At 35.3% G+C, this 22,481-nt stretch carries 20 protein-coding genes; 9 read left to right on the forward strand and 11 right to left on the reverse strand.

Translation table 11 applies throughout. From position 1 onward, the window contains the following. Positions 1-463 precede the first annotated feature (463 nt). From ACFOWA_RS12970 to ACFOWA_RS13020, 11 genes are all read right to left on the reverse strand, one after another. Entirely contained in the window at positions 464-682 is a 219-nt protein-coding gene (locus ACFOWA_RS12970; protein ID WP_378985781.1) for a PLD nuclease N-terminal domain-containing protein, read from the reverse strand. Between the two features lie 15 nt (positions 683-697). Beyond that, on the reverse strand, positions 698-2,452 hold the full coding sequence (locus tag ACFOWA_RS12975) for an ABC transporter ATP-binding protein (protein WP_378985783.1): 1,755 nt from the start codon (positions 2,450-2,452) through the stop codon (positions 698-700). 104 nt (positions 2,453-2,556) lie between these two features. Then, positions 2,557-5,760 (reverse strand): TonB-dependent receptor, encoded by a 3,204-nt coding sequence (locus ACFOWA_RS12980; RefSeq protein ID WP_378985785.1) that lies wholly within the window; start codon positions 5,758-5,760, stop codon positions 2,557-2,559. A 220-nt stretch (positions 5,761-5,980) separates the two neighbouring features. Then, positions 5,981-6,730 carry a hypothetical protein gene (locus tag ACFOWA_RS12985; RefSeq protein WP_378985787.1) on the reverse strand — a complete coding sequence of 250 codons (750 nt, stop codon included), beginning with the start codon at positions 6,728-6,730 and terminating at the stop codon, positions 5,981-5,983. Between the two features lie 311 nt (positions 6,731-7,041). Then, positions 7,042-7,359 (reverse strand): hypothetical protein, encoded by a 318-nt coding sequence (locus ACFOWA_RS12990; RefSeq protein WP_378985789.1) that lies wholly within the window; start codon positions 7,357-7,359, stop codon positions 7,042-7,044. A 118-nt stretch (positions 7,360-7,477) separates the two neighbouring features. Then, entirely contained in the window at positions 7,478-7,912 is a 435-nt protein-coding gene (locus tag ACFOWA_RS12995; protein WP_378985791.1) for a hypothetical protein, read from the reverse strand. A 2-nt stretch (positions 7,913-7,914) separates the two neighbouring features. Next, positions 7,915-8,568 carry a hypothetical protein gene (locus tag ACFOWA_RS13000; RefSeq protein ID WP_378985792.1) on the reverse strand — a complete coding sequence of 218 codons (654 nt, stop codon included), beginning with the start codon at positions 8,566-8,568 and terminating at the stop codon, positions 7,915-7,917. A 17-nt stretch (positions 8,569-8,585) separates the two neighbouring features. Beyond that, complete coding sequence (locus tag ACFOWA_RS13005; protein WP_378985794.1) at positions 8,586-9,287, reverse strand: hypothetical protein; 702 nt, start codon at positions 9,285-9,287, stop codon at positions 8,586-8,588. 122 nt (positions 9,288-9,409) lie between these two features. Further along, positions 9,410-9,736, reverse strand: a complete 327-nt coding sequence (locus ACFOWA_RS13010) for a hypothetical protein (RefSeq protein ID WP_378985795.1) — start codon at positions 9,734-9,736, stop codon at positions 9,410-9,412. 195 nt (positions 9,737-9,931) lie between these two features. Then, positions 9,932-11,254: an amidohydrolase family protein gene (locus ACFOWA_RS13015; RefSeq protein ID WP_378985797.1), complete on the reverse strand. Its 1,323-nt coding sequence runs from the start codon at positions 11,252-11,254 to the stop codon at positions 9,932-9,934. Next, complete coding sequence (locus tag ACFOWA_RS13020) at positions 11,244-14,273, reverse strand: amidohydrolase family protein (RefSeq protein ID WP_378985798.1); 3,030 nt, start codon at positions 14,271-14,273, stop codon at positions 11,244-11,246. Before ACFOWA_RS13020 ends, ACFOWA_RS13015 begins: the two co-directional genes overlap by 11 nt. 114 nt (positions 14,274-14,387) lie before the next feature. Here ACFOWA_RS13020 and ACFOWA_RS13025 point away from each other — a divergent pair, with 114 nt between their 5' ends. From ACFOWA_RS13025 to ACFOWA_RS13065, 9 genes are all read left to right on the forward strand, one after another. Continuing rightward, the gene (locus ACFOWA_RS13025; protein ID WP_378985800.1) at positions 14,388-14,834 is read left to right on the forward strand and encodes a cytochrome B; all 447 of its coding nucleotides are present in this window, start codon (positions 14,388-14,390) and stop codon (positions 14,832-14,834) included. A gap of 325 nt (positions 14,835-15,159) precedes the next feature. Then, on the forward strand, positions 15,160-16,557 hold the full coding sequence (locus ACFOWA_RS13030) for an anthranilate synthase component I family protein (RefSeq protein ID WP_378985802.1): 1,398 nt from the start codon (positions 15,160-15,162) through the stop codon (positions 16,555-16,557). Between the two features lie 29 nt (positions 16,558-16,586). Further along, complete coding sequence (locus ACFOWA_RS13035) at positions 16,587-17,168, forward strand: anthranilate synthase component II (protein ID WP_378985804.1); 582 nt, start codon at positions 16,587-16,589, stop codon at positions 17,166-17,168. A gap of 120 nt (positions 17,169-17,288) precedes the next feature. Then, on the forward strand, positions 17,289-18,074 hold the full coding sequence (trpC, locus tag ACFOWA_RS13040; protein WP_378985806.1) for an indole-3-glycerol phosphate synthase TrpC: 786 nt from the start codon (positions 17,289-17,291) through the stop codon (positions 18,072-18,074). A gap of 169 nt (positions 18,075-18,243) precedes the next feature. After that, positions 18,244-18,648, forward strand: a complete 405-nt coding sequence (locus ACFOWA_RS13045; protein WP_378985807.1) for a hypothetical protein — start codon at positions 18,244-18,246, stop codon at positions 18,646-18,648. Between the two features lie 631 nt (positions 18,649-19,279). Further along, a complete protein-coding gene (gene hflX / locus ACFOWA_RS13050) occupies positions 19,280-20,476 on the forward strand; it encodes a GTPase HflX (RefSeq protein WP_378985809.1) in 1,197 nt (398 codons plus the stop codon). A gap of 99 nt (positions 20,477-20,575) precedes the next feature. Next, the gene (gene rbfA / locus ACFOWA_RS13055; RefSeq protein WP_378985811.1) at positions 20,576-20,953 is read left to right on the forward strand and encodes a 30S ribosome-binding factor RbfA; all 378 of its coding nucleotides are present in this window, start codon (positions 20,576-20,578) and stop codon (positions 20,951-20,953) included. Between the two features lie 5 nt (positions 20,954-20,958). Next, the gene (locus tag ACFOWA_RS13060; RefSeq protein ID WP_378985813.1) at positions 20,959-21,645 is read left to right on the forward strand and encodes a peptidoglycan DD-metalloendopeptidase family protein; all 687 of its coding nucleotides are present in this window, start codon (positions 20,959-20,961) and stop codon (positions 21,643-21,645) included. A 39-nt stretch (positions 21,646-21,684) separates the two neighbouring features. Next, the gene (locus ACFOWA_RS13065) at positions 21,685-22,338 is read left to right on the forward strand and encodes a TonB family protein (RefSeq protein WP_378985815.1); all 654 of its coding nucleotides are present in this window, start codon (positions 21,685-21,687) and stop codon (positions 22,336-22,338) included. The last annotated feature ends 143 nt before the right edge of the window (positions 22,339-22,481 follow it).

Consider the following 22,481-nt stretch of genomic DNA (forward strand, 5'->3'; position numbering starts at 1 on the left):
AGTGCTTGGAGGAATAACGGGGCAGAAACAGACCGAAGTATTCCTGTCATTGCTTTCCAAATCTTTAAATAAAAAAAAATTAATAATTACGATGAATTGAAAAGCAGTGTTTTTATCGAAATGGTAGTTCTATTCAAATTATTAAAAAAGCAGTCACTGCAGTCAGATTAATGCACATCCTGCTTTCCCTACAATCTTTTTGGGTTAATTTCTGCAATAAAATTGATTGTTAGAACAACAAAAAGTATTTTCGTACAGTCAGGTTTAATTAATATAGGGCAGTATAATTATTTACGTTTGCCCTTCAAAAGCATTAAAAAGACGAAATACCTTGCAAACTAAACCCGGTAGTACGGAAAGCCCCTATTTTTCATAGTGCTTGGAGGAATACCGGGCAGAAACAGACCGAAGTATTTCTGGCATTGCTTTCCAAATCATTAATGCAATTTTCAAGGCAAAAAAATTAAAAACTTTTATTCTTCCCCCAAAGCAGATAAACCAATGAACCTATAAATGGTGCCAATAAAATGATTACAAACCAAATTATTTTTATTGGAAACGCCATTTTTGCATTTTTGGATATGTGATATAGTGCAATTAATATCAAGGCTAACCAAAGTATGGCTGCGATGATTATGATAATTGCGATTTGATTGCTGCTTTCTACCTGTGCTAATGCCATTGCGATGAAGATTTATTAAGCTTCAACAATTCTTTCGCCGATTTGTTGGCGCCACATGGCCTGGTACAAACCATTTTGAGCAATTAAATCTTCATGGTTACCTTTTTCGATGATATGACCTTTTTCTAAAACATAAATTACATCGGCATGCTTAATGGTTGATAAACGGTGGGCAATTAATATGGTGATGTGATCAGTCAAATCAGAAACCGATCTGATCGTTTTGGTAATTTCCTCCTCGGTAATCGAATCTAGGGATGATGTAGCTTCATCAAAAACTAAAATATCTGGCTGGCGTAACAAAGCCCGGGCAATTGAAAGGCGTTGCTTTTCTCCTCCTGAAACCTTAACTCCACCTTCACCTATTAACGAATCTAAACCTTTATCTGCTCTTGCTAATAAAGTTTGGCAAGCCGCCTGATTCAATACCTTGTAGCATTCCTCATCGGTTGCAGTAGGATTGACAAATAGTAAATTCTCTCTAATCGTTCCTGAAAATAGTTGCGTATCTTGAGTTACAAAGCCTATTTTTTCGCGTAATGCATCTAAATCAATATCGTTACTTGTTGTACCGTTGTATAAAATTTCTCCTTCTCTTGCAGGATATAAACCAACTAGAAGCTTCACTAAAGTAGATTTCCCAGAACCTGATGGACCAACAAAGGCAATGGTTTGCCCATTATGTGTATCGAATGAAATGTTTTCTAACGCATTTCTATTGGCTGTTAAATGTTTAAAGCTTACCGATTTAAAACTCAACTCTTTAATTTTTTTAATCGATATTGGGTTGGCAGGTTTTTTATCAACAGGTGTGCTTAAAATCTTTTTAAAATTACCTAATGATACTTCTGCTTCTCGCCAGGCTAAAATTACATTGCCCAATTCTTGCAGCGGACCAAATAAGAAAAACGAATAAAACAAAAAGGAGAAGTATTGTCCGGGAGAAATCGTATTATCAAAAATTAGTAGTAATAGCACCACAATCATCGAGCTTCTTACAAGATTTACGGTTGTGCCCTGAACAAAGCTCATGCTTCGAACATATTTTACTTTTTTAAGCTCTAAACCTAAAATTTTGTAAGTGGTTTTGTTCAGTCGTTCAATTTCCTGATCGGCCAAACCCAAACTCTTTACTAATTCGATATTTCTTAAAGATTCAGTTGTTGAACCCGCAAGCGCAGTTGTTTCGCCAACGATAGAGCGTTGTATTGTTTTAATTTTTCTACTTAGGAACCAGCTTACAAAGCTGATAATTGGAATTGCAGCGAAATAAACTAACGTTACTTTATAGCTGATGGAAACGGAGTAGACAATTACGAATACCATCCCGATTAAGCTTACAAAAAGTACACTAATAAACGAGGTGATGAACTTTTCAGAATCTAATCTAACTTTTTGTAAGATACCTAAGGTTTCGCCACTTCGTTGGTCTTCAAAAACCTGATAAGGTAATTTCAACGAATGCTGCAAACCATCAGCATACATTTTGGCGCCAACTTTTTGTACAATAACGCTGGTAAAATAATCCTGAAAGTTTTTTGCAATACGCGAAATCATTGCAGCACCAATGGCTAAACCAATAAAACCTAAAGCGCCCCAGATGTATGTGCTTTTGCTTGTGAATGATGCTCGTTTGTTAATGTATAAATCTAAAATCCTACCGGTAAAGTAAGGATCCATTAAAGAAAAGCCAATATTTACACCTGCAAGCAATAACGCCAAGGCCACAATCCACTTGTGGTTTTTCAGGTAGTCTAATAATAATCCCATTAAGTTTTGTTGTTTGTAAATGCAAACATAAAAAAAGGGAACGGATAAAAATCCATTCCCCTTTTTTATGACTTTTTAGAAAGATACAGATGTAACTTTCGATGTTAAAAACCGTATCTCAAACCAATTTGTGCCTGCCAAGGATTACCTGATGGAATTACGATACCTGCATTATTTACACGGTAATTAAATGATCTTGTAGTTGCGTTGTAATTCGGAACTGCAGGAATTTCTGGTGTAGTTGGTGTTGCAGCAATTAAAGGTGTGCCATTTAATGCGTACAAAGCCTGACTTCCTAAAGTTTCATTTACACCCCATTTTTTATTTAGTAAGTTACCTAAGTTGAAAACATCTCCGGAAACTTCAATTGTATGGGTTTTATAAATCTTAAACTTTTTGCTTATTCTTAAATCAACAATACCAAAGAAATCATTTATACCACCATTACGCTCCGCAATCTGACCTGCGTACTTTGTGATATAATTTTTTAAACTTTGACTTGCAGCTGGATTATTTAATAAAGTTTGTAAACCAGTACGTATATTTTGTGGTACGCTTGTGTTGTTAGGGTCAAAAATGAAAGCTAAATCATTAGTAGCAACAAAATCACCATTATTATTTACACCTGATAATAAGCTGTAACGTGTGCCGCCAATTCCAGAGTAACGAACACCAATTGTAACGCCGTAAAATGTTGGTAAAGTTCCATAAACAACAACTTTACTTCTGAAATGATTATCAGAATAGCTCATTTTACTTAAATCTCTTGGGTCATCTTTAACAGGTAATGATAAAGTTGCTGTATTGGCTACGTTACCATTATAAGATGTGTTATCTTTCGAATCATTGTATGTATAACTTGCTGAGATTTCTCCATCCTTGAAATAATTCCAAGTTGCATCTAATACAACAGCAAATTGATTTACTCTACCCTTGCTGTTTAATTCTAACACACGACCGAAAGCATTATTTAAACGACCTGTTTTCCAATCTGCCGCACCGTTGGCAGGTATTACAGGAACAAATACACCTCTGTTGGCTTCGTTTGGTAAAGTGAAGTAGGGGTTTGCCGCCATATTTCTATCAACATACATATAATTGTTACGGCCTAACGTAACATAGCCGGTAATACCAACTTTAAATTTATCGGTAAGTAATTTACTATATGATAGATTCGCTTTGTAAACCACCGGCACCTTAGCATCTTCTGCGTATGTATTAATTGTAGGAACTTGTTGAGCTGTTAGAGTTGGCGTGGCAACCGTTCCATTTCTATAACCAATAAAGTTAGGTGTTGGTACATCCCCTGCAAAAGCATCAACGGTAGCGAAATGTTTACCATCGAAGGTTAGGTTATTGATGGTCATATAATTATTTATATCTGAACCGAAAATACCAGCTCCAAAACGAACAAAGTCTGTTCTGTTTTCATTGATATCCCAGTTAAATTGAATTCTTGGCTGAACCAAAAACTGTTTCAATTCATTATCCGTTCTAACACCAATAGCATTAAATAAGGCTTGGTTTAAAGGCGATTTTGGATAGATACTATAATCTACACGTAAACCTCCAACGAAATCTAAGCCTTTAGCCAATTTAGTTTGCATTTGGCCATAAGCTGCTACATTCCAAATTCCAGCTTTAACGGTTGGGTCTGCAACAAGCGGAACTTCACGATAGAATCTATTTGGAACCAAGTTATTAAAGTTTTGCAATGATGAAGCCGTTGTAGAATTGGTATATTCGAAACGACCATTTACCTCGCTACCATAAAGTGATTTTGCATTGGTGTACATTACATCAACACCAAATGTGTATTTAACCTTGTCCGTATTATAGTAAAAGTTATCTACCAATTGGAAAACATTATTTGTAAAACCCTCTTGGCCAAAGCGGTGACCACCAATTTGAATAGCAGTATTTGCAGCAGAGCCGTCAGATAAAGTAGATTGCACGTTACCAACAATTGCTCTTGGAATTGCAAACGAAAGTTGGTCGTTTTGTGTACTCGCCTGATACGTATATAAATGCTGAACTTTTAATTCGTTAGTTACTTTGCTATTAATTGTCGAACGTAATGTAGCCAATAAGCTGTTGTCAACATTCTTATCATTGCCATAACTCTCATAAAAGTTAATTGCTGTATTGTCTGCTAAACCCAATGGATTTCTATCGTTTGTATAGTTATCACGAATGGTTAACAAATTTCTGTCGTTAATTTGCCAGTCTAAACGAGCAAACGCTGCATCAGAACCACGTTTTTTATCAAACGAACCGTATTGCTCTGTATTTGCAACACCATATTTTGTTTGTGCAATTGCTAAGAAATTAGCTAATGTAGAATTGGTTATTCTAAATCTAGCTTCATCAGCAGGACCATTAATATCAGCAATGATTAACGGGCGGGAATCCTTTTGATGATCTAAACCTACAAAATAATGTAATTTATCTTTAATGATAGGTCCGCCTAATGTAAATCCATATTGATAAGTTGAGAATTCGTTATCACGTTTAATACCTCTGATGTCATAAGGACTGGCTAACCAATCTGCACGACCATAAACGAAAGCACTTCCACTGATTTCATTCGTGCCTGATTTTGTTACGGCAGTAACGGTACCACCACCTGCTCTACCTAATGTTACATCGTACTGATTTGTAACCACTTTAAATTCTCTCACTGCCTCAATTGAAATTGAATAAGGTGCACCACTTCTGCTGGTTGTACTACCCGCAGATGTTGGATTCTTAGCATTCATACCATCAATAGTATAATTTGTAGAAGAACCCAATTGACCAGATATACCGCCGCCACGACTTAATGGTGATAAATCCATCAAATTTGAGAAGTTACGACCATTTACCGGTAATTGATTCATTGTTTTGGCAGAGATTTCGGTTGAAGCACCAAAGTTTTGAACTTTGTTTCTTAAACCTGATGCCACTACTTGTACAGCTTCTAAATTTTGTGAAGCTTCTTGCATCGAAATTGTAACTTTTACCACATCGCCAAGGTTTAGCATATAACCACTTCTGGTTTGGTCACCAAAGCCAATAAATAGTGCTTTGATTGAATAAGGTCCGCCTAAAGGAAGTTCTTTAAAGGTATATTCACCTTGTGCATTGGTTGATGTTCTGGTTGTAAAACCAGTAGAATTGTTTCTTACTTGAACGGAAGCGCCGGGAATTGGCTTCTTTTGCTCATCGGTTACGATACCTGAAATGGATGCTTGTGTAGTTTGGGCTTTTAGGGAACTTGAAACACAAAAACACAGCATTAATACTGCGAATAGTAAATTTTTGACCATAATTAGTTTCTGATTGTTTATGGTGCAAAGTTGTTTCTACAATATTAACTAAAGGTCGATTTTAGATTAAGAAATGGTTGTGAAATTGTTGGTTTTGTGGATTAATGTTAAGTTTAAAATTCTTGAATGAATATATAAAAATCTCCATCGAAACTAATTGATGTAGGTTTATAAGTATTTCTATCAAATAAAATAATCTTTCCAAGCCATGTAAATAATACTATTTGGGTAAGCTGTAGGTAACTTTTCCGTTTTGATCAAGAAAGTTTAATTTAGCTACTCCATTAGAATCTACCAGAAGTTTTAACCTAGGTTTCCCCATACGATCGGCTAATATTACCATTGCCGTTTTCTCCTCATCCTTTCCTACAAAAACACGTTGGGCATAAGCTTTTTGTCCTTTTTTTGGCTCAATCAGTTTCTTTAACAATGCTTCTTTTTCGCTTCCATCAGGTAGTGTTTGCGCTTTTTTATAAGCTGCCCGCCATTGCCAAAATGGAGGAGAAGTTTGCCAATCGTCAATGTGCAGACCAGTACTTTGCTCACCGTTACTATCTGCATATTGGAGGTAAAGGACCTGGTTCTGATTGTATTGGTCGAAAGATAAATGACCTGTAGCAGAATATTTACCTGTTGAGTCTTTGCCACCCATAAAGACGAGTCCGCCATTTTCAGTGCCTTCATCATTAAAGAAAATAAGACCAGGACGTGTACCACCGGGAATTGGTGGCGTAAAGCCTTTTCCATAGGCCAATACTTCGGGTGAGCGGTTTTTATTGGAAATGACCATTCTCAATGCCCCATTTTTTTCAACTATGTTTATTCTTTCTGCTGATATTTCCTCAAAATGTCGCATTCCAGATTGTTTGAATGCAAATAATCCAGTTGCTATAAAGAAGATTGTTAAAATACCGGCATACCATTTAAGTAATGATAACTCCTTCTGCATCTTAGCGATTTGTTTTTCCATTGTTTTTTTTGATTGAAATTTATAAAAATGAAGAGTGAGAAGTAAGTTAAAGAAGATACTAAATAGTTCTTTGGATAAGCTTTTGGTTTTTAAATTTATAAAATAAAAACCTCCATCAAAACTAATCGATGAAGGTTTTTTTAAATTAGAAAAATCAAATCTATTTTTTCTCAGCGGTATATTTATCGCTGAATTTTTTATCCAATTGTTTGTGCAAATTATTTAAATGCGAAACTAGTGTGCCAGCCCAAGTTTGCCTATTGTTATTATTCAGTAAAATATAGGCAAACCATTATATGCTACATGCTAAGTTACCTCGAAGGTAAAATATCATCGGTTTCTTGTACGATTCGTAATGTTTCTTTTTTGTCTTTTGATTTAAGCAATTCAAACTCATATTTCACCTTGGCATTTATACAAATTATACCAATATCTGTTTTATTTTTGCTACATGTTATTTTATCAATCATAAAATATAATTTTCCTGTTTGTACAAGATTGCGAATGTCTTTAAGATTGTTCTCTTCAAAAGACACAGGGGTATCTTTCCATAATAAATGCATGTTCTCTGTAGTTTCATTACTATTTATTATTATAATATTTTTATTTTTTTTATCGTATGTACTCAAATAGTTTAAGCATTTTTGGATAACGTCTTTTTTATCACATTCAATTTTTGATTCTTTTAATGTGCAAGATGAAATTATCAAGATTAAAAGTAGAGTAATAATTCTCCTTTGTCTAATTCTAAAAATCAACTTGGCCAACTTCTGTAATTTTATAAATAGAATCAGTGCTGTTTTTCTGAAAATAGAAAATATAGTTTGCTTGTATTTCCAAAAATAATATCTGCACCTCTGCTCGTGTATTTGAGTAAGAAATTTTATTTATTAATAATTTTCTTTTTTTAGAATCTACTAGGTTTTTGTATGTATTAGATTCAGAATTTGTTAAAGATTCTTTTTCAAACTTAACTAAGTTTTTCTTCCATCTTAAATCTATTGAGTCCTTAATAATATCGTTATATAATAAAACGACTTGAGAGCTGTCCATATATTTTAAATCTGGCATTTTGCTTAGAGAATCTATGCATTGTTGCAAAATTAAAGATTTATTAAAAGAAGGTTCTTCCCTTTTACATGCAGCAAAAAGCATAATAGAGATTATTAAAAAAATCTTCATATTTAATTAAGTTTAAAATTATAATTAGTAATATCACCAGCAGTATCTTTGTCAACTCTGATGCCAAATGACATATCTTCGAATTTCCAACCATACTCTTTATCATTATAAGGATTCATATTATTCCAATTCCTACCGTAATGAACAGTCTCGTGAAAAATTGTTATTGCTAAAAGAAAAGCTAACCCTTGAACTTTCTTTTCTACTGTTGGATCCAGTCTCAAAAGTCCATCTTCAAGCTGCTCGACTATCGCTTTATTAATGGATATCTTATCTTCCTTTATGAAATTACCGTTTGAATCTTTTAAAAATCTATCATTTGTACCATTATAATTTGGGTTTCTTAAGTATCTGTAATATTCTGCATCAGCTTTTCCTGTAGAATAAACAATTAAATCATCAGTAACAACAAGTTTCGATCCTCTTCCTGGAGTTGCTAAATCTAAAACTTGTTCTCTTGTATATCCTGTATAATTCACAATTCCGTTAATAACTTTTGGATTAGCTAATAAATAAGGTTTTAATTGATTAACAACTTTTGCAAACCTTGGATATTGAAGTTTAGTGAGATCATCAAGCTTATACATATTCAAAGATTCAGGTGTGTTAAGATAAACATTTTTAAAATCTTCAAAACTATTAGGATTCTCTTTCAAATATGCGATTGTCCATTTTACAAAATCGATTTTATCATTACTTGATTATAGAGATTTTCAGCATCATATTTTCTTAATTCTTCTGCTACGGCTACATTTTGCAACAAAAAGTATTTTTCCCCATCATTTAAATCATATGCCGATACCAGGTAATCTACTAAAAATCTATGCACGTCTACACTAGGTCCTCCAGGGTAATTCCCATAATCGGAAAAAGTATCAATAGGTTGTTGGTTGTAGCCTGGCGTATAATCTGCGTAAACAGGTCCGCCTGCAGATATATAGTAACCCACATCTCCGCCCGAGCCACCACCACTCGAAAATATTGAGCTTAAGTCAATATCCAAACGCCATTCCGAATCAAAGGAATCGTTGTATGTGTCATAAGCCCAATCGTTGTGGGTTAATAAACCAAACCAACTGCCGATTTGGCCAATAAGCTCTCCAAGCTTATCAACTAACCAGCCAAAAAAGCCATTTACCTCTTTATCTTTTAAGCCATTTAAAGATTCCAGTTTATTATTTTTAACAACACTGTTGATGTTGTTGTCTACCTTTGTTACCACACCTACTTTAAATACCTGTTTGGATATGATAGCACTTTTATCCAGTTCCTGTACAAAAATAGTATCCCCGGTTAAGTTCCATTCAAATAATTTGCCGGTCCAGATGCCATCTTGACCAAATTCTTTGCCTGGATCTTTTGGTACAAAATTCAATAAATACGAACTTAACTTACTATCTTTTCCTTTCTGTATGAAAAAAACCTCAGGTGGGTGTGCGGTGTAAAAATGACTATTTTCAGTGTTGGTGCTCGAAGTTGCTACACCTGTCGTTACATTTAAGAGACCGTTGCTGGCCTGAATGTTATCTTTAATGTTGCATTCAGACTTTTTAAAGCAATGGGGTCAGCATTTAATGTAGGTACACGCACCACGTTTTGCCCATCTATAGTGGTCTGGCGGGCTTTGCTCCAGTCAAGTGAAATGTATTTTGCTACAGGGTTGGTTGCGTACCATTGGTTAAATACTTCTTCAGCAATAAGTTGTTTATTTTCCTGATGGTTAAGGTTTAAATTGTCTTTACAACAAGATTGCGTTAAAAAAAGGCACATTAAAATCAGGCAAGCCATAGCTTTGCCTTTGGAGAGCATTAATTTTTTCATCATGTAATGACTAGTTTTGGTTTATTTAGATATAAAGATTGTTTTAATTTAAAATATTTTTTTTGCTTATACAAGTTATGATATGAATAGCACATTTCACTACATGAACCACATATTTCGCCACATAAAATTTTTTATAAAATAAAAACCTCCATCAAAACTAATCGATGAAGGTTTTTTAAATTAGAAAAATCGAATCTATTTTTTCTCAGCGGTATATTTATCGCTAAATTTTTTATCCAATTGTTTGTGCAAGTTATCCAGGTTAATATCTCTTCCCTGAATAAAAGCCTGTTCAACTTTATTGGTTCTCATGTCTAAAGCGTCACCAGCAGAAACAAAGAAAGTAGCATCTTTCCCGGTTTCGATACTGCCAGTTGTTTTATCAATACCCATTGCTTTTGCAGCATTTAGAGTGATTGTTGATAACGCTTTTTCTTTATCCAAACCCCAAGCGGTAACCGTACCCGCCATAAACGGCAGGTTGCGTTGTTGCCAGTAACCATCAATGCTCAGTACCACATTTAAGCCTGCGTTTGCTAAAACAGCAGCGTTTTTGTATGGCATATTTACATCATCATCGTTATTGTTTGGTAAAGCATGAGGTTGTTTAACCACAACAGAAATGTTATTGTCTTTTAGGAAATCGATAACTAAATATGCCTCATCAGCCCCAGTAATTACCGGCGTAATGCCGAATTTTTTGGCAAAGTTTACAGCAGCAACAATGTCTTTCTGACTTTCAGCAGCAATAAATAATTTTTCTGCACCAGAAAAAACTTTTTTCATGGCATCAAAACGATTGTTAATTACTTCAGGTTTGCCCATTTCTGAATACGCTTTGGCTTCTGCAAAAAATGAATTTAGTTGACTAATTGCAGCTTGTGTGCGTTCATTTAGTAATTCTGGTGATGTAGCCGGACCTCTACCAAAACCGCCAAATCCTCCTCTAAAACGTGGTGTAACCGGCCAGGTCATGTGCATGGCGTCATCTGTTTTTACAGCAGCATCTTCCCAATTCCAGGCATCCAATTGAACAACTGAAGAACTTCCTGAAACTGTTCCGCCTTGAGGTGTTGGCTGCGCCATTAAAATACCGTTGCTTCTTAAAGTAGCCGGAACTTTCGAATCGGTATTATACGCAACAATAGAACGAATGTGTGAATTGTAATCACCAATTTCCTGATAATCTAAAGTAGCTTTTATCGATTCTGTTTCTATTAATCCCAAGTTTGTTGTCGCTGCAATTAGTCCTGGGTAAATGTGTTTTCCAGAAGCATTAATGTTCATAACATCGCCCTGTGGCACTTGTCCGCCTGCGGTAACCGAAATAATTTTTCCATTACCAAAAAGGATTGTGCCATTTTCGATAACCGTTCCATTGCCTACATGTACAGTTGCACCAGTTATTGCAATGGTTTTGGTTTGTTTTTTTGCAGGCGATATGTTGGCTTGAGCAAAGCACATCAGGCTTGATGCCGATAAAGCCAAACTCAGTAAATACTTTATGTTAGTTTGCATGTTCTTTCTCATTTAATTCTGCTGAATATTCTTCTAAAGTTTCGCAATTGTAAAGGCGTGGTGCATTACCAAACGGACGTTGTGTACGAACGCCGCTGCTCTTGCTTTCCAACATCTTTTGAATTAAACGAGCTTTTTCTGCTTGTTGTGTTTTAATAGTTACGGCATCTTTTTCCATATCCCAATAGGCAATACCATCAACAAAAGTTTTTTCTGCTTTTGCATAGATAGAAAGCGGTGCTGCCGACCAGATGACCACATCAGCATCTTTTCCTGGTTTTAAACTACCTACTTTGTCATCAATATGAAGCATGCGGGCAGGATTTAAAGTCACAAATTTTAATGCGTCTTCTTCCGGAACGCCACCATAAAGAATGGCTTTTCCAGCTTCCTGATTCAAATGACGAGCCATCTCAGCATCATCAGAGTTGAAAGCAGTTGTTACGCCAACGTTATGCATAATTTTTCCGTTAAAAGGAATGGCTTCTGCAACCTCGTTTTTGTAAGCCCACCAATCTGAAAAGGTAGAACCTGCAATACCATGAGCTTTCATTTTATCGGCTACTTTATAACCTTCTAAAATGTGTGTAAAGGTGTTAATTTTGAAGCCTAAACTATCTGCAACGTGGATTAACATATTAATTTCACTTTGTACGTAAGAGTGACAAGTAATGAAGCGTTTGTTGTTTAAGATTTCTACGATTGCATCTAATTCTAAATCTCTGCGAACGCTGTTACCCTTTACTTTCATCGCTTTTTCGTATTCTTTAGCGCGGGTAAATTCATCAACAAAAGTTTGCTCAACACCCATACGTGTTACCGGGAAACGGGCGCCAGTACCAAAATTACTTTGCTTAACGTTTTCGCCTAGTGCAAACTTGATAAAACCATCAGAGCCTGCAAACTTCAATTCTTCTGGTGCTTTACCCCAACGCAACTTTATCAATTGCGATTGTCCGCCGATTGGATTTGCCGAACCGTGTAAAATTTGAGATGTGGTTACTCCTCCAGCCAACTGTCGATAAATGTTTACGTCTTCTGAGTTGATAATATCTGCAATGCGAACTTCTGCAGAAACAGATTGTGCACCTTCGTTAATACCACCACTGCCAGCAATGTGCGAGTGCTCATCTATGATACCTGCAGTTACGTGTTTGCCTGTTCCATCAATTACTTTTGCGCTTCCTGCTGATAAATTCTTGCCAACAGCTTTAATCTTTCCGTTTTCTAAAAGAACATCTGCATTTTGTAAAACACCTTCTTTTTCGTTTGTCCAAACGGTAGCATTTTTAATTAATACGCTTTCTTGTTTTGGCAATTCTGCATTTCCAAAAGCACCAAATGGATAAAGCAAAGTACCTACCGCTAGTGTTGGTTTTGGTTCATCGCGTTTAGGCATTTCTTTCGCCGCATCTTTATATGTTGCAGTAAACTTGCCAAAAGTTCCATCAGGTAATGCTGCTTCACCTTTAAAAGTTAAAGGACTAGCAGAGGTTAAGTAACCACTCAAGCGAACATCACCTTTAGGGTTTTTCTTCAAGTTAAAGTTGATGCTTACCCAATCGCCATTTCTGGTAAAAGTTGCCGTTGTTTTAACACTATCAACTCCGCTTCTTTCGATAGCTGCTGTTGAGCCACCAGTAGTTCCGGTAATTTTTAATAACAAGCCACCGCTAATTCCATCAACGTTTAAGTTGTAATTTCCACGAACATCTGATACATCCATTTTATTAACGATGTAACGTTTACCTTGCACCCAGTTTTCGAAAATGATGTTTTCTTTTTTGAATAAATTATCTGATGAGATTAAAAAGTTAGCCACTTTGCCTTTTTCCAAACTACCAACTTTGTCGCTAATACCTAAAAGTGAAGCCGGAATTTCTGTAATCGATGATAGGGCTTGTTTTTCAGTTAAACCATTTTCAATCGCAGTGCGGATATTCCCCCAAAAATCTCTGGTATTATCTAAACCAAAAGCTGTTAAAGCAAATTTAATTCCTGCTTTTTCTAAAGCAGCAGGATTTGTTGGAGCCATTTCCCAAGCTTTCATTTGCGTTAAAGTTATGTTCCTAGCTTCCGCCGGGTCTTCAACATCGTAAGCTTTAGGAAAAACCAAAGGAATAATTAAACTTGCTCCAGTAGCTTTAACTTCTTTAATTCTTTGATATTCATCACCAGTAGATTTAATGATGTATTGTTTTCCAAATTCTTTACCGATTTTATCAGCACGAAGTACATTTGCCCAGCCATCAACCTCGAAAATTTGAGGCATGGTTTGCTGTTTACCAAACTCTTCTAACGAAATGTTATACTCTTCTTTCTGTTTGCCATACCATTGCGAATCGTAATATGTTTGGCGCAACAATGCAATTGATCCCATTAATGATGTTGGATAATCGTTCGATGATGACCCTTTGTTAAAAGAATAGTTCGCTGCGGTTTGGTCTTTTAGGAAGACGTTATTATCAGAACCTTCATTAAGTGTAACAGCTGCAGAAACACCACGAGCAATACCATCGCGACTTACAGAATTTACGCTTCCGAAACCGGCTTTACGTAATTCATCAGCTTTTTTACTATCAACTGTAAAAATTGATTTAACTTGAGTTTCTGGTCTGATGGATTCATTCCAACCGTAAGCACCTTTTTTAGTTGATACAAAAATGGATTGACGCTGACCGCCGCCTGCAAAACCACGACCCTGAACAGTTACCTCAGGAATTCCGTAGCTTGTAAAAGCATCAATAAGCGAAGGATAAACAAATTTTCCTTTTAAATCTACAATTACATAACCTTTTGGTACAGCCAAACCCGAGCCAACAGCTTGAATGGTAGAACCTTTGATTAATAATGTTGCGTTTGATAGTGTTTGATTGGCATTAACTACAATAGTTGCATTAGTGAAGGCAAACATACCTGGTCTGGTGTCGTAAGAACCGTTAACCGGATATGTAGTTTGTTGTGCAAACAGAATTGTAGAGGAAAATACCAGCACAAAGGCAAGTAAAATTTTCTTCATAATATGTTTAGGGGGTTTATTTTGTTTAAAACTAATATAAATTAATGTTGAAGTTGCTTGTTAACCTATTTTTTACAATAAATCGTTACTTTTGACGAACAAAATATCATAACCATGTATCAAATTTTAAAAAGTGCTCACTCTGGATGGCGCTATATTGTTCTAATTCTATTAGTAGTAGCTGTAGTTAAAGCAATATCAGGTTGGTTAGGCAATAAAACTTACACTGAAGGCGATAGAAAGCTAAATGTGTTTACTTTAATAAGTGCTCACATTCAGTTGCTAATTGGTTTAGCACTTTACTTTATTGGTGATTGGTACAAAGTAGATAGCAGTAACGCAGTTGGCCGTTATTGGAAAATGGAACACATCAGCATGATGATTATTGCCATTATTTTGATTACTATCGGAAATTCCAAATCAAAAAAATTGGTAGATGCTGTTGCCAAACACCGTACCATTTCTATATTTTTTGGTTTGGCGTTGATTTTAATCATCGTAACCATTTTATTAATGGTTAAAGATGTGCCGGGTAGAAGTTTTTTCGGAATGACTAAATAGATATAATAAAAAGTATTTTTATAAATATTTCCATTTTTCAAAATTCTTTATATTTTTGTCGCACATGATTAATAATATACATACATGGCTTTGGCAAAGTAATTCAAAACAGAATTGCGCCGGCTGCGTATGAGGAAAATATTTTTATCAACCTAAAACTTAAAAGAACCATTAAAGCCCGGCGTAGAACCACACGTCGGGCTTTTTATTTATTAATAATTTCGTCATTGCGAGGCAAGAAATAATCTTAAAGTAAAAGAAATTTTTTAAATGCCAACCAAGAAGGATTGCTTCGTTTCTCGCAATGACGACAACAGAGAAAGAAATGTTTAAAATAACCACAACATACAAAAAATTACTTGCCGATACCACAACACCAGTAAGCATTTATTTACGTTTACGCGATGTTTATCCGAACAGTATTTTGTTAGAAAGTTCTGATTACCACAGTCGAGAAAATTCGATGAGTTTTGTTTGTGCAGACCCGGTTGCAGGAATAATTTTAAAAGGCAGCAGATTAGAAAGTTATTTTCCAGATGGTTCGGTTGAAATAACAGATGCTGAAAATTTAACGGAACAAATATCTACGTTTAAAGATAAATTTATAGAAACAGAAATACCGGAAATAAAATTTATTACCAGCGGTTTATTTGGTTATTTTACGTGGAATGCTGTTCAGCATTTTGAAGATATCAAATTCGTTTCTGAAACTCCCGAAGGTGAAGAAATTCCTGAAATGCAATATCATTTGTACCGATACATAATTGCAATTGATCATTTCAAAAACGAAATTACGCTGTTCAGAAATTCATTTGATGGAGATGACGAAGTTGGACTAGAGAAAATGGAATACTTAATTCAGAATAAAAATTATCCTGAATATAAATTTCAAACCAAAGGAGATGAATCATCTAATTTAACTGACGAAGGTTTTATTCAGTTGGTAGAGAAACTTCAAAAGCATATTTATCGTGGCGATGTTTTTCAAATTGTTCCATCAAGAGCTTTTAAACAGGCTTTTACAGGTGATGAGTTTAATGTTTATCGCTGTTTGCGTTCTATAAATCCATCACCATATTTGTTTTATTTTGATTACGGAAACTTTAAATTGTTTGGTTCATCGCCCGAAGCCCAGATTACGATAAAAAACAATACCGCAAATATTTTCCCAATTGCAGGTACATTTAAGCGCAGTGGAAATGATATTGAAGATGCAGAACAAGCTAAAAAGTTAGAGCAAGACCCAAAAGAAAGTGCCGAACACGTTATGCTTGTTGATTTGGCTCGAAACGATTTGAGCAGACATTGCAATCGGGTAGAAGTTAAATCGTTTAAAGAAGTTCAATATTATTCGCACTTAATTCACTTGGTAAGTAAGGTTAGCGGCCATTTACAGGATGATGTTAGTGCCTTTAAAGTTGTGGCAGACACCTATCCGGCTGGTACATTAAGCGGTGCGCCTAAATATAAGGCCATGCAGCTTATTGATGAAAATGAAAAGCTTGGCCGAAATTTTTATGCTGGAGCAATAGGTTTTATGGGCTTTAACGAAGATTTTAATCATGCCATAATGATTAGAACTTTTATGAGTAAAAACAACGAATTGCATTATCGTGCTGGTGCTGGAATTGTAGCTGATTCAGTGCCTGAAACTGAAATGCAGGAAGTAAATAATAAGATTGCTGCTTTGCGCAAGGCGATAGAAATGGCAGAAGGTATTTAAGATTTTAAATTTACGAATTACGATTTATAATGAGTGATAATAAGAAAACGGTTTTAGTAATCGATAACTACGATAGTTTCACCTATAACCTGGTTCATTTAATTAACGAAGTTGGTTACGAAGCTGAGGTTTGGCGTAATGATAAATTTGATCTTGCTGATGTTGAGCAATACGATAAAATTTTACTTTCTCCAGGACCAGGAATTCCTGAAGAAGCTGGTTTGTTGCTTGATGTTATTAAAACTTATGCACCAACAAAAAGTATTTTTGGCGTGTGTTTAGGTCAGCAGGCTATTGCTGAGGTTTTTGGTGGCACACTTCTAAACCTGGGCAGGCCAATGCATGGCATTGCTACACCTATAACCGTTGTAGATGGAGATGAATCGTTATTTTGGGAGTGCCCGCAAACGATTAATGTTGGCAGATACCACAGTTGGGTGGTTAGCAAAGAAAATTTCCCAGCGTGTTTGAAAATTACTGCCAGAGACCATAAAAATGAAATTATGGCTTTAAGGCACGAAACACTTGATGTGAGGGGCGTTCAGTTTCACCCGGAAAGTGTGCTTACAGAATATGGTAAACAAATGATGGAAAACTGGTTGACATCTTAAAAAAACTCGTTATTGCGAGCATATCTGTCATTGCTAGGCACGAAGCAATCCATTTTTGTAGGAAGTATTGCTTCGTACCATGATCTGATATCCTCGCAATAAAGACTTAAAGAAAAGTAAATGAATATTTTAGATAAGATCGTATTACGCAAACAACAAGAGGTAGCCGATGCAAAAGCATTAGTTTCTGTTAAGGATTTGGAGCAATCCATTCATTTTAGAAGAACACCTTATTCTTTTAAAGAATTTTTGCTGGATAAAGACAGAACCGGAATTATCGCCGAATTTAAACGTCGTTCTCCTTCAAAAGGATTAATTAATGGGACTGCCGACGTAGCTGAAGTTACCAAAGCCTACAATCATGCAGGAGCTTCTGCACTTTCTGTTTTAACTGATTTAGATTTTTTTGGAGGACAAAGAGAAGATATTTTAGCGGCTAGGGTAGCGAATAATATACCAATATTGAGAAAAGATTTCATGATTGATGAATACCAGATTTTAGAAGCAAAAGCCTGGGGAGCCGATATAATTCTTTTAATTGCTTCAATTTTATCACCAAAAGAAATTGTGGATATGGGGAAACTTGGGAAAAGTCTGGGATTAAATGTGTTATTAGAAGTCCACAATCTGGAAGAGTTGGAAAGAAGCATTTGCCCGCATTTAGATGCTATTGGTGTGAACAATAGAAACCTTGCAGATTTTACTGTTAACATTCAGACATCGTATGATTTGGTTGATAAAATTCCGAATGAATTTATGAAAGTTTCGGAAAGTGCAATTAGTAATTCAACAACAATAAAACAGCTCCGATTAGCAGGATTCGATGGTTTTTTAATAGGTGAAAACTTTATGAAAACGGATAATCCGGGAATAGCAATTAAAGAATTCGTATCAGAAATAGATTAGATTATAGAATGTTTTTTTAGCGCTACTCATCTTCAAACTGTTATAAAAAGCTATAAACCATCTGCTTACAGGTAGTTTAAAAGTACCCCCGAAATTAGTGTTTTGTTTTTTAATAAATCTTTTGGCACAGTTATTCTATGTGTCGTAAGAAATTAAAAGCCAAAAATCTATGAAAACTATCTCAAAATTTTTTTCAATTTCCTTAATTGCTATTTTATTTTTAACCGTTACTTCTTGCGGTAAAAAAAGTGATGACCCAACACCGGCAGATAACTACCCAAGAAAAGTTTCGGTAGAGTACAAAGTAACTTCTCCTTCTGGGCTTACATCTTTATATAGCATCGTTAGAAGAAATGCAACGGGAGCAACTGAATTATTTAGTAATCAAGCACTTCCATATTCTTATAAATTTGATATGACGGTTAAACAGTATGATGCTTTATTAATTAGTGGAACCTCTTACACAGGCGGTACGATTGATTGTGAGATTTTTGTTGACGGTAAGAGTGTTGATAAAAAATCTGGTAGTGGAAATACTTTAACTGATATTACTTCAACTTATGTATTTCAATAACTAATACTATAATTAGTTTAAAGCTTAAGCCATCTTTATCATCGGGATGGCTTTTTATTTAACCTCGCCTTTCCTCGCTGTTCGAAATGTTAAGTATAGCGTATGTCGAACTTAAGATAAAGTGGATTGGTAATCTACATAAATAATTGTCCTGGCCGGATGGGCTTTTTTCTTCTGATAACTAAAGAAACAAAATTGCCGGCTGAGAATTTTTCTATGGAAGTTGGGGTATGGAATAGACAGTGGATTCCGAAAAATTTTTTAGGCCGGATTTAAGTAGAACGGGTAGGGGGTTGCTAAGGCTTAGCCAAATGGTTGTTTCAATTTTTAAATATCGCTGCCCTATCGGTTGGTATCTTACCGGCCGGAAGCACTAACTAAATATGAAATTTTAGCAACAAGTTTCGAATAACAGCAGTTTCCAAAGTTTAATAAGCCCGATTGTAGTGAAAAGTTTTTGTTGTGCCCTTGTACGGATTCAAAATGAAATCGCACAAAAACTTGTAACAGAAAGCGGGACTGTATTTGCCACAAGCTTCATGCTTTAACTTTCGAAAAAACATTTATTACTATTGCATGGTTTGTAAATGGAATTACACATTTGCAAATTGTGTATATTTGTACATATTACATGGGAAAACAGAAATTATATGATACTGCTATTCAGCAGGAGCGAGCCATTTTGGTAGGTGTAATTACACCTGGCGAAAAGGAGGAGCAAACAAAGGAATATTTAGATGAGTTGGCTTTTTTAGTTGAAACAGCTGGCGGAATGGTTGAAAGAAACTTCACCCAAAAAATGTTGAAGCCAGAACGTGCTACATTTGTTGGTACAGGAAAACTGGAAGAAATTAAAGCTTTCGTTAAATCAGAAGAAATTGATACCGTAATTTTTGATGATGAATTATCACCATCTCAATTGCGTAATATTGAGCGTGAAATTGGAGTTAAAATATTAGATAGAAGTAATTTAATTCTCGATATTTTCGCCAATCGGGCACAAACTGCACAAGCAAAAACACAAGTAGAACTAGCGCAATTACAATATTTATTGCCACGCTTAACAGGTATGTGGACGCACTTAGAGCGCCAAAAAGGTGGTATTGGTATGCGTGGTCCTGGTGAAACGCAGATTGAAAGTGATAGGCGAATTATTTTAACCAAAATTTCGTTATTAAAAGAGCGACTGCGTTTAATTGATAAACAAAACGAAACACAGCGTAAAAATCGCGGTCAGTTAATACGGGTTGCTTTGGTTGGCTATACAAACGTTGGCAAATCTACCATTATGAACATGCTTTCGAAATCGGAAGTGTTTGCAGAGAACAAACTTTTTGCAACTTTAGATACCACCGTGAGAAAAGTTGTAATAGAGAATTTGCCATTTTTACTTTCGGATACCGTTGGATTTATACGTAAGCTGCCTCACCATTTGGTAGAGTGTTTTAAATCTACTTTGGATGAAGTTCGCGAAGCTGATATTTTGATCCATGTTGTAGATGTTTCTCACCCGAATTTTGAAGATCAGATTCATATCGTTAACGAAACTTTGAAAGATATTGGTGCTGCAGATAAAGACACAATTTTAGTTTTTAATAAAATTGATGCCTATGTTGCGCCTGAAGAGGATGATTTAGTAGCTTTTGAAAATGGTAAAATGAACCTTGCCGATTTTAAGAAAAGTTGGATGAGCCACGGTAAATCGCCTGTTTTATTTATATCAGCAACTGAAAAAGAAAATATAGAGGAGTTTAAAAAACTATTGTACGATAAGATAAAAGCTGCACACACAGCGAGATATCCTTATGATAGTAATTTGTTGTATTAAAATTAATTAACGTCATCGCGAGGTGTGAAGGAATCTTTGCAGAGCGATATAAGATTGTTAAATTGTTTCAAACCTAAATAGGTTTATAAAAAAAACATCATGGAAAGTAAACGTCAGCAGAAATTTGCAGGAGTAATACAGGAAGAATTAGCACAAATTTTTCAACGTGAGGGAGGCTCATTTTTGCCAAACACATTGGTAACGATAACTCGTGTTCGGGTATCGCCTGATTTGTCTGTAGCGAAAGTTTATTTGAGCTTTTTTAATACCAATAATACATCACTTTCAATTAATACTGTAAACGCCCATACTGGTGAAATCAGATATAAACTTGGTTCTAGAATTCGTCATCAGGCCAGAGTTGTGCCAGAACTTACATTTTTTGTGGATGATACCAATGAGTATGTAGAAAAAATGGATAATCTTTTCGATAAGATAGCTAAAGAACCCAGACAAAAAGACGAGGAAAGCGAATAGTTTGCATGAAGACATTTGAAAATGTTATTCGGAATAATGCTTCACTATTGGGAAATGTCATCGATTTTAATAAAAATTTTGATAAGCTTTTACCGCTTGATTTTACAAAGCGGAATACTGAACTTACAGATAAAATTCTGGGAAATACGGTTCTCTTTTCTACTTGGATAGATGAAAAACTGAATGATGTAGAAGCACGTTATGGCATTGGAGGTTATGATGAACACAGAACAATCTACTCCAGAAGTTCTCATTTTAATACGATTGAAGAACCAAGGAGATTGCATCTGGGTGTAGATGTTTGGGGACCAGCAACAACACCTATTTATAATTTTTATGATGCTGTTGTACACAGCTTTGCCAACAATAATAACTTTGGCGATTATGGCGCAACTATTATTTTATCTTATGAAATAGATGGTTTAAAATTTAATGTGCTTTACGGCCATTTAAGTTTGGCATATCTTGATGATTTACACGAAGGTAAATTTATCGCAGCAGGTAAAAAATTTGCTGAGCTTGGTGTGATGGAAGAAAATGGTTATTGGCCACCACACTTACATTTTCAGGTTATTAATGATATGGAAGGTTTTAAAGGCGATTATCCTGGTGTATGTAAATTTAGCGAAAGGGAAAAATATTTAGCCAATTGTCCTGATCCAAACTTAATCCTTAAATATTCGTTCTATTAATCTACATGCGCTTTCAGCATATTTCTGTAAATTAGAATAATGATGAAATTTATAATCTTAGGTTTGATGTTTTGCACCCATTTTGCAATGGCACAAGTGCAATTTAAAAGCGGACCATCGGGTTTCGCCTCATTTCTAAAAAGCAATACAATTTACCCTCAATTTTCTAAGCAGAACTGTATTCAAGGTACGGTTAACATCAGCTTTAAATTGGATTTGGCTGGTAATGTTTATTCATCAAAAATTTCAAAAGGTATCATTTCGGATTTAGATAACGAAGCGTTGCGGTTGGTGCGCATGAGTAGCGGGAAGTGGCAGGTTCCAACAGGATACGATACAACAATGGCTGTTATTGTTCCGGTAAATTTTAGGCTTTCAGGTTATAATTGCGAAGGTAAAACAACATCACAAATCAAGTCTTCCATTGTTGCTTACGAAGCTGAAGAAGGATTAACAAATGCCGTAATTAACTTCTATAAAAATCAAAGTCAGGCAAAACCAGAGCAAGAAGCTCGAATACTGGCAATAAAATCTCAGTTGGGTATTGATGATGAATATCTTGATGGATTAATAAACAAGGCCCTTAAAAAAATAAAACAAGGCGATAAACAAGGAGCTTGTGAAGATTTTAATCTGGTTAAAAATTTGGGAAGTAATAAAGCAGAAGATTATCTTGCAAAATATTGTAAGTAATGCGTTTAACAACTAAAATTTTTGCCTTGCTGGATGTGGTCAGCATTTGTCTTCTGGCTTATCCATTTTGGAATATTATTACACATCTCAATGAAATTCCAGACCAAACTTTATCTCAAATCAGGGTTATATTAACGTTACCA

It is taken from the genome of Pedobacter lithocola, from assembly GCF_042650845.1.
Taxonomy (GTDB): Bacteria; Bacteroidota; Bacteroidia; order Sphingobacteriales; family Sphingobacteriaceae; genus Pedobacter; species Pedobacter lithocola.